Annotated in this window: 12 protein-coding genes; 5 read left to right on the forward strand and 7 right to left on the reverse strand. The window is 71.3% G+C overall.

Annotated elements, in window-relative coordinates:
• Positions 1-36: 36 nt before the first annotated feature.
• From GGG17_RS04840 to exaC, 4 genes are read right to left on the reverse strand one after another with little or no spacing between them, the layout of a single operon-like run.
• A complete protein-coding gene (locus GGG17_RS04840; RefSeq protein ID WP_154592633.1) occupies positions 37-627 on the reverse strand; it encodes a DUF2017 domain-containing protein in 591 nt (196 codons plus the stop codon).
• Positions 628-918 carry an ATP-dependent Clp protease adapter ClpS gene (gene clpS, locus GGG17_RS04845; RefSeq protein WP_154592634.1) on the reverse strand — a complete coding sequence of 97 codons (291 nt, stop codon included), beginning with the start codon at positions 916-918 and terminating at the stop codon, positions 628-630.
• A 10-nt stretch (positions 919-928) separates the two neighbouring features.
• Positions 929-1,399 (reverse strand): DUF779 domain-containing protein, encoded by a 471-nt coding sequence (locus GGG17_RS04850; RefSeq protein WP_154592635.1) that lies wholly within the window; start codon positions 1,397-1,399, stop codon positions 929-931.
• 3 nt (positions 1,400-1,402) lie between these two features.
• The gene (exaC, locus tag GGG17_RS04855; RefSeq protein WP_154592636.1) at positions 1,403-2,926 is read right to left on the reverse strand and encodes an acetaldehyde dehydrogenase ExaC; all 1,524 of its coding nucleotides are present in this window, start codon (positions 2,924-2,926) and stop codon (positions 1,403-1,405) included.
• Positions 2,927-3,175: 249 nt separating this feature from the next.
• Here exaC and GGG17_RS04860 point away from each other — a divergent pair, with 249 nt between their 5' ends.
• Both GGG17_RS04860 and GGG17_RS04865 read left to right on the forward strand, forming a co-directional pair.
• Positions 3,176-4,435: a nicotinate phosphoribosyltransferase gene (locus GGG17_RS04860; protein WP_230082702.1), complete on the forward strand. Its 1,260-nt coding sequence runs from the start codon at positions 3,176-3,178 to the stop codon at positions 4,433-4,435.
• Positions 4,436-4,438: 3 nt separating this feature from the next.
• The gene (locus tag GGG17_RS04865) at positions 4,439-5,098 is read left to right on the forward strand and encodes an isochorismatase family protein (RefSeq protein WP_154592638.1); all 660 of its coding nucleotides are present in this window, start codon (positions 4,439-4,441) and stop codon (positions 5,096-5,098) included.
• Positions 5,099-5,217: 119 nt separating this feature from the next.
• On the opposite strand, the gene GGG17_RS04870 is transcribed toward GGG17_RS04865, so the two are convergent.
• Together GGG17_RS04870 and GGG17_RS04875 are read right to left on the reverse strand one after the other, a co-directional pair.
• A complete protein-coding gene (locus GGG17_RS04870) occupies positions 5,218-5,589 on the reverse strand; it encodes a GNAT family N-acetyltransferase (protein WP_311966426.1) in 372 nt (123 codons plus the stop codon).
• Between the two features lie 49 nt (positions 5,590-5,638).
• Positions 5,639-6,523 carry an RDD family protein gene (locus tag GGG17_RS04875; protein WP_154592639.1) on the reverse strand — a complete coding sequence of 295 codons (885 nt, stop codon included), beginning with the start codon at positions 6,521-6,523 and terminating at the stop codon, positions 5,639-5,641.
• 161 nt (positions 6,524-6,684) lie between these two features.
• Between GGG17_RS04875 and GGG17_RS04880 the strand changes: the two genes are divergently transcribed.
• Together GGG17_RS04880 and GGG17_RS04885 are read left to right on the forward strand one after the other, a co-directional pair.
• Positions 6,685-8,424 carry an ABC transporter ATP-binding protein gene (locus GGG17_RS04880; protein ID WP_288798772.1) on the forward strand — a complete coding sequence of 580 codons (1,740 nt, stop codon included), beginning with the start codon at positions 6,685-6,687 and terminating at the stop codon, positions 8,422-8,424.
• Positions 8,421-10,433 carry an ABC transporter ATP-binding protein gene (locus tag GGG17_RS04885; RefSeq protein ID WP_230082679.1) on the forward strand — a complete coding sequence of 671 codons (2,013 nt, stop codon included), beginning with the start codon at positions 8,421-8,423 and terminating at the stop codon, positions 10,431-10,433. The genes GGG17_RS04880 and GGG17_RS04885 overlap by 4 nt, the downstream gene beginning before the upstream one ends.
• A 151-nt stretch (positions 10,434-10,584) precedes the next feature.
• Here GGG17_RS04885 and hppD read toward each other — a convergent pair whose 3' ends face one another.
• Positions 10,585-11,793, reverse strand: a complete 1,209-nt coding sequence (hppD, locus tag GGG17_RS04890; RefSeq protein ID WP_154592641.1) for a 4-hydroxyphenylpyruvate dioxygenase — start codon at positions 11,791-11,793, stop codon at positions 10,585-10,587.
• Between the two features lie 110 nt (positions 11,794-11,903).
• Between hppD and GGG17_RS04895 the strand changes: the two genes are divergently transcribed.
• The gene (locus tag GGG17_RS04895) at positions 11,904-12,371 is read left to right on the forward strand and encodes an Lrp/AsnC family transcriptional regulator (RefSeq protein ID WP_154592642.1); all 468 of its coding nucleotides are present in this window, start codon (positions 11,904-11,906) and stop codon (positions 12,369-12,371) included.
• Position 12,372: the final 1 nt, after the last annotated feature.

Here is a 12,372-nt window from a genome sequence, read left to right on the forward strand (position 1 = left end):
GGCGAGCGGCAGCGGCGGGCGGGAGGCATACGGCGGTCAGCGGACCAGCGCCTCGGCCAGCGTCTCCTGGATCCAGGTCAGGAAGTCGTAGAGCGCGGCGGTCTGCACGTGCGGATGGTCCTCGCCGAGCTGCTCGACCAGCTCCTCGAGGGCCGCGGCGTCCGCGTCGGTGCGCAGGCCCAGGCGTTCCCCCAGCACGAGCCGCACGTCGGTCAGCGCCACGGTCAGCTGCCCGGCCTGCTGCGTCGTCAGGGTGAGCACCTCGGGGTCGGTGGCGTGCTCCAGCAGCGACACCGCGGCCTCGAGGGTGGCGACCTTGCGCTGCCGCAGCCCCATCTCGGTGAGCCGACGGAACTCCTCGGCCTCCGCCGCGACCTGCGGCCCGTCGTCGCGGCGGGCGTCCGGGAACAACCGTCGCACGGCCGGGTCGACCTGGGGCCGCGGCGGGTCCGCCGACAGTCCCGCCACCGCGTCGGCGAGCGGGTCGCCGGTGAGATCCGGGATCGCCGGGCCCATCCCCCGGATCAGGCGCGCCACCTGGGTGAGCAGGCCGGCGAGGAGCTCACGCTCGTCCTCGTCGAGGTGGCCGACGATGCGGTCGCCGTGGCGACGGAAGGCCTGGGCCATCTACTCGTCCTTCTGGTAGGTCGCCCACAGGCCGTAGCCCTGCAGCGCCTCGGTGTCGCGCTCCATCTCGTCGCGCGTGCCCGAGCTGACGACCGCGCGCCCCTCGAGGTGGACGTCGAGCATGAGCTTCTCGGACTTGGCCCGGTCGTAGCCGAAGTACTCCTGGAAGACGTAGGTCACGTAGGACATGAGGTTGACCGGGTCGTTCCAGACGAGGGTCACCCACGGCACGTCGGGGACGATGAGCTCGTCCGACTGCGGCTGGTCGAGCTCGACGGGGGCGACGGACATGGTCGCCAGTCTAGGCAGAGTCCTCCGGCAGGGCAGCGGCACGCTCCTCGTCGGTCAGCAGCCGCGACCGCGTCAGGAAGCGCAGCCCCTCGGGCGACTCCAGCGAGAAGCCCCCGCCCCGCCCGGGGACGGCGTCGATCGTCAGGTGGGTGTGCGCCCACGCCGCGTGCTGCGCCCGCGAGATCCAGACCGGTATGCCGGGAAGCCCCGGGGCCACGAGCCGTCCGAGCAGCACGTCGGCGTCACCGGTGAGGAACTCCCCCTCCGGGTAGCACATCGGGGAGCTGCCGTCGCAGCAGCCGCCGGACTGGTGGAACATCACCGGGCCGTGCCGGTCCACGAGCCGGCGCAGCAGCTCGGCGGCGGCCTCGGTGAGCCCGACCCGCGACGGCGACGGTTGCGGGATCTCGGCATACGACCTCTCCTGCGGAGGCGGGCACACCGCAGGGGTGACCGCCTCCGCAGGCTGGGGACCGCTCATGGCCTAGAAGAACCCGAGCTTGTCGGGGCTGTAGGAGACCAGGAGGTTCTTGGTCTGCTGGTAGTGGTCGAGCATCATCTTGTGGTTCTCGCGCCCGATGCCGGACTGCTTGTAGCCGCCGAACGCCGCGTGCGCCGGGTATTGGTGGTAGCAGTTGGTCCACACACGGCCCGCCTGGATCGCGCGGCCCATCGTGTAGGCGCGGTGCATGTGCCGGGTCCACACGCCGGCGCCGAGGCCGTAGAGCGTGTCGTTGGCGGTCGCGAGCGCCTCGACGTCGTCCTCGAACGAGGTCAGGGCGACGACGGGGCCGAAGATCTCCTCCTGGAAGATCCGCATGTCGTTGCGCCCCTCGAAGATCGTGGGCCGGATGTAGAACCCGCCCGCGAGGTCGCCCTCGAGCTCGGCCTTGTCGCCGCCGGTGAGGACCTTGGCGCCCTCCTCGCGACCGATCGCGAGGTAGCTCATGATCTTTTCGAACTGGTCGTTGGAGGCCTGGGCGCCCATCATCGTGTCGGTGTCCAGGGGATTGGCCTGGACGATCGCCTCGACCCGCTTGACCCCGTCGGCGACGAAGCCGTCGTAGATCGAGCGCTGCACGAGGGCGCGCGAGGGGCACGTGCAGATCTCGCCCTGGTTGAGTGCGAACATCGCGAAGCCCTCGAGCGCCTTGTCGTAGAACGCGTCCTTGGTCTGCGCGACGTCCTCGAAGAAGATGTTGGGGCTCTTGCCGCCCAGCTCCAGGGTCACCGGGATGATGTTCTGGCTGGCGTACTGCATGATCAGGCGCCCGGTCGTGGTCTCGCCGGTGAAGGCGATCTTGGCGATGCGCGGGGACGAGGCCAGCGGCTTGCCCGCCTCGACCCCGAAGCCGTTGACGACGTTGACGACGCCCTCGGGGATCAGGTCGCCGATGAGCTCGACCAGCTTGAGGATCGACCACGGTGTCTGCTCGGCCGGCTTGAGGACCACGGCATTGCCCGCGGCGAGGGCCGGGGCGAGCTTCCAGACCGCCATGAGGATCGGGAAGTTCCACGGGATGATCTGCCCGACCACGCCGAGGGGCTCGTGGAAGTGGTAGGCCACCGTCGTCTCGTCGATCTGGCTGATGCCGCCCTCCTGCGCCCGCAGGCACCCTGCGAAGTAGCGGAAGTGGTCGATCGCCAGGGGGATGTCCGCGTTGAGCGTCTCGCGGATCGCCTTGCCGTTGTCCCAGGTCTCGATGACCGCGATGTCCTCGAGGTGCTCCTCCATCCGGTCGGCGATCTTGAGGAGCACGCGCGCGCGGTCGGCGGCGGAGGTCTTGCCCCAGGCCGGCGCGGCCTTGTGCGCCGCGTCGAGCGCCGCGTCGATGTCCTCGGCCGTGCCCCGCGCGACGCTGGTGAAGACCTGACCGGTCACCGGCGTCGGGTTGTCGAAGTACTCGCCCTTGACCGGGTCGGTCCACCGACCCCCGATCCAGTGGCCGTAGCGCTCCTTGATCTCGATCGAGGACTCGCTGCTGCCGGGCTGCGGATAGACGCTCATGGATGCTCCCATCGTCGTTGGTGGGTCGGTGGTCGATCGTTGCGGGTCGTCGGTGGCCGCGCTGGCGTGACCGGGGTCACCACGCTACGACAGACCCGCGGCCCGCGCCCGAGGGGCGACGGGCCGAGAGGCTGGGCGGGGCGGCATACGGCCAGTGCCTCCCCCGCCAGGGAGGGTCCGGTTAGAGTGCGTCGCGTGACTCGCAACGTGGCCGGAACGGCCCTCCTCACCGATCACTACGAGCTGACGATGCTGCAGGCCGCCCTGCACTCGGGCGCGGCCCACCGCGACTGCGTGTTCGAGGTGTTCGCGCGTCGGCTGCCGGACGGGCGTCGCTACGGGGTCGTCGCCGGGACCGGTCGGGTGGTGGAGGCCATCCGCGACTTCCGCTTCGGCGAGGACGAGATCGCGTTCCTGCGGGACAACGCCGTGGTGGACGAGGCGACCCTGGACTACCTGGCCTCCTATCGCTTCACCGGCGACGTCTGGGGCTACGCCGAGGGCGAGGTCTACTTCCCCAGCTCGCCGTTGCTCGTCGTCGAGGGGACGTTCGCGCAGGCCTGCATCCTGGAGACGCTCGTCCTGTCGATCATGAACCACGACTCCGCCATCGCCGGCGCCGGGTCACGCATGGTCACCGCCGCCGAGGAGCGCCCGCTCATCGAGATGGGCTCGCGGCGCACCCACGAGGAGGCCGCGGTGGCGGCGGCGCGGGCGGCCTACATCGTGGGGTTCGGCAAGACCTCCAACCTCGAGGCGGGCCGGCGTTACGGCGTGCCCACGGCCGGCACGTCCGCCCACTCGTTCACCCTCCTGCACGACAGCGAGTCCGGCGCCTTCCAGGCGCAGCTCGAGTCCCTCGGCAAGGGCACCACACTGCTGGTCGACACGTATGACGTCCGCGCCGCCGTCGCCGAGGCCGTCCGACTGGCGGGGCCCGAGCTCGGCGGGGTGCGGCTGGACTCCGGGGACCTCGTGGCCCAGGCCCGCGAGGTGCGTCTGCAGCTCGACGAGCTCGGCGCGACCACGACCCGGATCACCGTGACCTCCGACCTCGACGAGTACGCCATCGCCGCGCTGGCCGCCGCCCCCGTCGACGGCTACGGGGTGGGGACGTCGCTGGTCACGGGGTCCGGCGCGCCCACCGCCGGCATGGTCTACAAGCTCGTCGCCCGCAAGGACGACGACGGCACCTGGGTCTCGGTGGCCAAGGCCTCGAGGTCCAAGACCTCGGTCGGTGGCCGCAAGTACGCCCTACGGCGCCTCGACGAGCGCGGCGCGGCGCAGGCCGAGGTGATCGGGATCGGCGAGCGGCCGGTCAACGACGGCAACGACCGCGAGCTGCTCGTGCCGCTGATGCGCGGCGGCGAGGCCGTGGGCGACCTGTCCCTCGAGGCCGCACGGGCACGGCACGAGGCCTCGGTGGCCGAGCTGCCGGCACGCGCTCGCCGCCTGTCGCGTGGCGAGCCGGCCATCCCGACCCAGTACGTCGACGACGTGGAGGACTGAGCGATGACGGTGGGGACGGATCGGGACACGGCGACCAGCGGGGAGCCGGGGGCGTCGCGAGCGGACGGGGTCGACGAGAGCCGCGCGCTGCTGATCGTGGACGTGCAGGGCGACTTCTGCGAGGGCGGGTCCCTGGCCGTGGCCGGTGGCGCCGCGGTGGCGCGAGACGTCGCCTCGCTCGTCCTCTCCCGGGAGGGCCGCTATGCCGCCGTCGTCGCCACCCAGGACTGGCACGAGGACCCCGGTGGGCACTGGGCGCCGCAGCCGGACTACGTCGACACGTGGCCGGTGCACTGCGCCGCGGGCTCGTCGGGGGCGGACTTCCACGAGGGGCTGCGCCCGGCGCTCGGGTCCGTGGACGCCGTGGTGCGCAAGGGCCGACGGTCCGCCGCGTACTCGGGCTTCGAGGGGGTCACGGACGACGGGGAGACCCTCGCGCAGTGGCTCTCGTCACGCGGGATCACCGCGGTGGACTGCGTGGGGATCGCCACCGACCACTGCGTCCGGGCGACCGCCCTGGACGCGGCGTCGGCCGGGCTGCAGACCCGTGTGCTGCTCGACCTGACGGCGGGCGTCGCCCCGGACACCACCGAGCGGGCACTCGACGAGCTGCGCGCGGCCGGCGTGGAGCTGGTCGGCGCCCCGCGCCTCGGGCCTGCCTGAGGTCGTCCGCCTCGCCCGCGCTCGCCCCGCCGAGCCCGTCTCACCCTGCAGCACGAGACCACTCCGGCACGGTGAGACCACCACCTGACAGCGCGTGCACCGCGTGACGACCGGTGACCTCAGGTGGTGTCGGGGAGGATCATGGCGATGACGTCCGGTGCTGCGGGCTGCAGCCACGACGGGCGGGCCCGTCCGACCTCGACCCACCCGAGCCGGGGATACATGGCGTAGGCGCGCTCGACCTCCCCCGCCGGGCCGTCCTGAGGTCGGCGGGCGGATACCACGGCGACATGGCCGAGCAGCTCGCCGTCCCGTTCGGCCACGAAGGCGGCCAGCTCCCCCTCCCGCCGCACGAACTCCTGCGGCGGGAAGGGCAGCGGGTTGCGGTAGGGATAGCCAGACGTGGGCTGCTGCTCGATCAGCAGCCGCGCCAGCTCGGGGACGTCCTCGTCCCGGCGGGGTCGGATGCTCGGGACCGGTCTGGGGTGCACGGTCGCAGGCTAGCGCCCGCCCCACCTCATCGGCCGGGCGAGGTGCGGCTCATCCCCGCCGCCGCGGCAACGCGCCGCGCACGACGCACGTCCGGCCGACCTTGTCGTGGATGGCCTGGTGCAACGGTCGGTCGGCGAGCGGCCACAGCCCGTCCACCAGCATCCACACCGTGCCGATCGCGCCCGGCAGGATGTCGCCGAGCCGCTTAACGATGGTGCGCAGGGCGATCTGACCCGCAGGCGCGGGCGCCGCCTGGTCGATGCTGCGCACGCTGATCCCGGTGGCCAGCCGGCCCAGGGTGCGACCCCACCGGCTCAGGCAGACGACCTCGTAGAGCACGGCGGCGACGAACATGGCCCCCGCGACCTGCAGCTGCAGGGCCGCGCTGGGCATCGGGGTCGGCGGCAGGGTGGCGCTCCCGGCCGCCGCCGCGGCCATCGCCTCGTCCCACCAGGACTGCACCTGCGGGATCCAGTCGCGCATCAGGTATGTCGTGAGCGGCAGCATCACGAGCAGGACGAGGAGCCCGTCGAGGATCCAGGCGAGGAACCGCCGCCACCATCCGCTGAGGGGCTGCCCGTCCGGGGTGGTGTCCTGCGCCGGCTGGGCGTACGCGCCGGGGTAGGGGGCCTGTTGGTGCTGGCGCGGTCCCCGCGCGGTGCCGCTGCCCCCGATACCGCCGGGCGGGGCGACATACGGGCTCCTCCCCTGGCCACCATCCCTGGCCTGACCAGACCGACCCTCGCGGGCCTGCTGGTCCCGCTGCTGGTCCCGCGGGTGGAAGTCCTCCACCTGCGCCCCCTCGCCGATCTGCGACCGCGCCACCTGGGGGGCCACCTTGGGCGCCCGGTGGTCGCTCCACGACACTCCGTCGAAGTAGCGGAGGTAGGCGGGGTCCTGCGGGTCGTCGTACCACCCTGATGGCTGGGTCATGCCTCTAGCCTGCCACGGCGACCTGGGACCGGCGGCCGACAGGGCGGACGGGGACGGACGGGGACGGACAGGGCGGACGGGGGCAGACGGCGGTCGGAAGTGCGGGGACGGGCCGGCGACAATGCATGGGGTCTGTCGGTGCCGAGGACTACCGTGTCACCGTGCTGTCAGCCATCCTGCGCCGTCACCTCGGGCGCCACCGTGGGCCCCTGGTCCTGGTCCTGATCTTCCAGACCGTGCAGGTGCTGGCCAACCTGTACCTCCCCACCCTCAACGCCGACGTCATCGACCGCGGCATCGCCCAGGGCGACACCGGCTACGTCCTGCGCACGGGCGGCTGGATGCTGGCGATCACGGTCGTGCAGATCCTCGCCAACCTCGTCGCCATCTACTACGGCGCGCGCACCGCCATGCGCTTCGGTCGCGACCTGCGCGCCGAGGTCTTCAGCGCCGTCGAGGAGTTCGCGGCGGAGGAGCTCGGCAGGTTCGGCGCGCCGTCGCTGATCACCCGCACCACCAACGACGTCCAGCAGGTGCAGATGCTGGTGTTCATGACGCTCGTGATGATGGTGTCCGCGCCCATCACCGCCGTCGGCGGGGTCGTCATGGCGCTGCGCCACGACGTCGCCCTCTCGGGACTGCTGCTCGTCGTCGTGCCGATCCTGGTCGTGTGCCTCGGCCTGATCATCGTGCGGCTGCACCCGCTGTTCCGCCGGATGCAGGTGCAGGTGGACGGCGTCAACCAGATCCTGCGCGAGCAGATCACCGGCGTGCGGGTCATCCGGGCCTTCGTCAAGGACCGGGCCGAGCAGCAGAGGTTCGCGGTCGCCAACGACGAGCTGCGGGACATCGCGGTGACGGCGGGACGGCTGATGACCTCGATGTTCCCGCTGATCATGCTCATCATGAATGTCTCGACCGTCGCGGTGATCTGGTTCGGCGGGCTGCGGGTCGACAGCGGCGACATGCAGGTCGGCGACCTGGTCGCGATGATGACCTATCTCATGCAGATCCTCATGTCGGTGCTGATGGCCTCGATGATGTTCATGGTCCTGCCCCGGGCCCAGGTGTCCGCCGAGCGCATCGGCGAGGTGCTGGCCACGGAGCCGACGGTGCGGCCACCTGCTGCGCCGACACCGGCGCCGTCCGTCGAGCCTCGCGGGGTCGTGGAGCTGCGCTCGGTCAGCTTCACCTTTCCCGGAGCCGACGACCCTGTCCTGCGCGACGTCGACCTGGTTGCCAGCCCGGGCCGGACGACGGCCATCATCGGGTCGACGGGATCCGGCAAGACCACGCTCGTCAACCTGATCCCCCGGCTCATGGACGCCACGGCCGGCCAGGTGCTGCTCGACGGCGTCGACGTGCGCGAGCTCGACCTGCACGACCTGTGGGCCCGCTTCGGTCTCGTGCCGCAGCGCCCCTACCTGTTCACGGGGACCGTCGCGAGCAACCTGCGTCTCGGCCGCGAGGACGCGACCGACGACGAGCTGTGGGCCGCCCTGGAGATCGCGCAGGCCCGCGACTTCGTCGAGGCGATGGAGGGCGGCCTCGAGGCCCCCATCAGCCAGGGCGGCACCACCGTCTCAGGCGGTCAGCGGCAGCGTCTCGCGATCGCGCGGGCGGTGGTGCGCCGACCGTCGGTCTACCTGTTCGACGACTCCTTCTCGGCGCTCGACTACGCCACGGACGCCGCCCTGCGCGCCGCGCTCAGGCCCATCACCGGTGAGTCGACCGTCGTCGTGGTCGCCCAGCGGGTGAGCACGATCCGCGACGCCGACGAGATCGTCGTCCTCGACGAGGGAGCGGTCGTCGGTCGAGGTCGGCACGGTGAGCTGATGCGGACCTGCGAGACCTATCGCGAGATCGTGCTGTCCCAGCTGAGCGAGGAGGAGGCCGCATGACCGCGTCCACCGAGCAGCGCCGCACCTCGCCGGCGCGCGGCCCGATGGCGATGGGCGCCCCGGCAGCCAAGGCGGACGACTTCCGCGCCTCGGCTCGCCGTCTGCTCGGCGACCTGACCGCGCACCGGGGCCACGTCCTGGTCATCACGGTGCTCGGCGTCATCGGCGTGGCGTTCTCCGTGGTCGGGCCCAAGGTCCTCGGACGAGCCACCGACCTCGTGTTCGCCGGCGCGATCGGGCGGCACCTGCCGGCCGGCGCGACCCGCGAGCAGCTCGTCGAGGGGCTACGGGCGCGCGGTGACGCTCGCTTGGCCGACCTGCTCTCCGGCATGCCGGACCTCGTCCCGGGTGTCGGCGTCGACACGGGCGCCGTGGCGCAGGTGCTGGCGTGGGCCCTCGGCCTCTACCTCCTGTCGTCCCTGTTCACCTGGGTGCAGGTGTGGCTGACCACGACCGTGGTGCAGGCGACCGTCCACCGGATGCGCCACGACGTGGAGCACAAGCTCGAGCGGCTGCCGGTGCGCTACTTCGACACCGAGTCCCGTGGCGACATCCTGTCCCGGGCCACCAACGACGTCGACAACGTCGCCCAGTCGCTGCAGCAGACCATGACCCAGATGCTCAACAGCGCCCTGACCGTCCTCGGCGTGATCGTGATGATGCTCACCATCTCTCCCCTGCTGACGATCGTCGCGGTCGTGAGCATCCCTGTGATGGCGATGATCACGATGGCCATCGCCAAGCGCTCCCAGCCGCAGTTCCGCGAGCAGTGGGCCGCCACCGGTCGGCTCAACGGGCACGTGGAGGAGATGTACTCCGGCCAGCTGCTCATCAAGGTCTTCGGCCAGCAGGACGGGGCCCGTCGCACCTTCGCCGAGCACAACGACGCCCTCTACGAGTCAGCCTTCAAGGCGCAGTTCGTGTCCGGGATGATCCAGCCCGCCATGTGGTTCGTCTCCAACCTCAACTTCGTCCTGGTCGCCGTGATCGGCGGCGTGCGCGTGGCCTCGGGCTCCTTGTCGATCGGCGGGGTGCAGGCGTTCATCCAGTACTCCCGGCAGTTCAGCCAGCCGCTCGGCCAGCTCGCCGCCATGGCCAACATGCTCCAGTCGGGCGTCGCCTCGGCCGAGCGCGTCTACTCGCTGCTCGACGCCGAGGAGGAGTCCCCGGACGTGCCCTCGCGCACCGTGACGGCGACCTTGGGCGACGACGTCGCGGGCGGAGGCCGGGCAGACGGCTCGGCTGAGCGCACCGTCGCCGGTCGGGTGGCGTTCGAGGACGTCTCCTTCTCCTACTCCCCCGACACCCCGCTCATCGAGCACCTCGACCTAGTCGCCGAGCCGGGGCAGACCATCGCCATCGTCGGCCCCACCGGTGCCGGCAAGACGACCCTGGCCAACCTCCTGCTGCGCTACTACGACGTCGACGACGGCCGGATCACGCTGGACCGCACCGACATCCGCGACCTGCCCCGCCGCGAGCTGCGGTCGGCGTTCGGCGTGGTCCTCCAGGACACCTGGCTGTTCACCGGCTCCATCCGCGACAACATCGCGTATGGCGCCGCCCACCCCACCGAGGACGCCGTGGTCTCGGCGGCGGCCGCGGCCCACGCCGACCACTTCATCCGGACGCTGCCCGACGGCTACGACACGGTGCTGGACGACGACGGCTCGTCGCTGTCGGCGGGCCAGCGTCAGCTGCTCACCATCGCCCGCGCGTTCCTGGCCGACCCGTCGATCCTGATCCTGGACGAGGCCACCAGCTCGGTCGACACCCGCACCGAGGCCCTCGTCCAGGAGGCGATGGACCGGCTCCGCCGCGACCGGACGAGCTTCGTCATCGCCCACCGCCTCTCGACCATCCGTCACGCCGACCGGATCGTCGTCATGGAGCAGGGCGCGATCGTCGAGCAGGGATCGCACGACCAGCTCCTCGCCTCGGGCGGCGCCTACGCCCGGCTCTACCAGGCGCAGTTCTCCGGGGCCGTCGCCGAGGATCCGTCGGCCTGACCCGCCGCCGACCTCGTCAGCCGCAGCGACCCCCGCACCCCGCACCCTGCGCCCCCGCACCCGCCGTTGAGAGGCGACAGATGGGGGCCATGCCGCCCGGATGACCCCGATTTGTCGCCTCCCGACGGCGGGCGGACGGCATTCGGGATGGTCAGAGGTTGCCGCGGAGGTCCTGCTCGCGCTCCAGCGCCACGAAGAGCGCCTTGAAGTTGCCCTTGCCGAAGCCCAGGGAGCCGTGGCGCTCGATCATCTCGAAGAAGACGGTCGGACGGTCACCCAGCGGCTTGGTGAAGATCTGCAGCAGGTAGCCGTCCTCGTCACGGTCGACCAGGATGCCGCGGCTCTGCAGCTCCTCGATCGGGACGCGCACCTCACCGATGCGGCGGCGCAGCTCCTCGTCCTCGTAGTAGGAGTCCGGGGTGTCGAGGAACTCCACACCGTTGGCGCGCAGCTCGTCGACGGTGCGGATGATGTCGTTGGTGGCGAGGGCCAGGTGCTGGGCGCCGGGGCCGCGGTAGAAGTCGAGGTACTCGTCGATCTGCGAACGCTTCTTGGCGATCGCCGGCTCGTTGAGGGGGAACTTCACGCGGTGGTTGCCGTTGGCGACGACCTTGGACATCAGGGCGGAGTAGTCGGTGGCGATGTCGTCGCCGATGAACTCGGCCATGTTCACGAAGCCCATGACCTTGTTGTAAAAGGCGACCCACTCGTCCATCTTGCCGAGCTCGACGTTGCCGACGATGTGGTCCAGCGCCTGGAAGAGGCGCTTGGGAGAGCCCTCGCGCTTCTGGTAGGTCGAGGTGCGCTCGACGTAGCCGGGCCAGTAGGGGCCGGAGTACCGGGAGCGGTCCACGAGGGTGTGCCGCGTCTCGCCGTAGGTCGCGATCGAGGCGAACCGCAGCGTGCCGTGCTCGTCGGCGACGTCCTGCGGCTCGTCGAGGACGGTGGCGCCCATCCGGCGGGCCTGGGCGACGCAGCGGTCCACGTCCGGCACCTCGAGGGCGATGTCGACGACGCCGTCGCCGTGCGCGGCGTGGTGGGCGATCAGGGGGCTGTCGGGGCTGACGGCACCCTTGATCACGAAGCGGATGGAGCCGGACCGCAGGACGAAGGCCTTGTGGTCGCGGTTGCCGTTCTCGGGCCCGGAGTAGGCCTCGAGGGTCATGCCCCAGGCGGACTGGTAGTAGTGCGCGGTCTGGGTGGCGTTGCCGACCACGAAGACGATGGCGTCCCAGCCGGTGACGGGGAAGGGGTCACGGGCCTCGTCGTACTCCACGAGGCCGACCAGCTGCTTGAGCTGGTCGAGGTCCAGGTCGGCGTCACGCTCTTGCGGCGTGAGGTCCACGGTGGTGTCGGTCATGAGGCCCAACTGTGGGGGCGACGACCCACCCGGGCAAGCATGCCCTCACCGCCTGGGCAAACTGGTCAAGATTGGTGGCGCAGGCCGCCCGAGAGTGGACAATGTGTCTCATGGGGATCGACGATCTGGACCGCAGGCTCATCAGCGCCTTCACGCAGGACCCGCACATCGGGGTGCTCGGCGCCTCACGAGTCCTGGGCGTGGCGCGCGGCACCGTCCAGGCGCGCCTGGATCGCCTGCAGGGTCGGGGGGTCATCTCGTCCTTCGCCCCGCACGTCGACCCCGCGGCGCTGGGCTACCCGGTGATGGCCTTCGCCACGCTGGAGATCCGTCAGGACCACGGCCACGAGCGGGTGGTGCGTCACCTGGAGCAGATCCCCGAGGTGCTGGAGGCCCACACCATCACCGGGTCGGGTGACATCTGGATCCGCCTGGTCGGCCGCGACAACGCAGACCTGCAGCGGGTGATCGACGACGTCGTGGCGGGCGGTTCCGTCATACGCACCTCGACGGTGATCTCCCTGGCCACCCGGCTGGCGCACCGCACCGCTCCGCTGGTCGACGCCGCCGTCCCGTGAC

This window comes from Arsenicicoccus cauae (genome assembly GCF_009707125.1).
Classification (GTDB): domain Bacteria; phylum Actinomycetota; class Actinomycetes; order Actinomycetales; family Dermatophilaceae; genus Arsenicicoccus; species Arsenicicoccus cauae.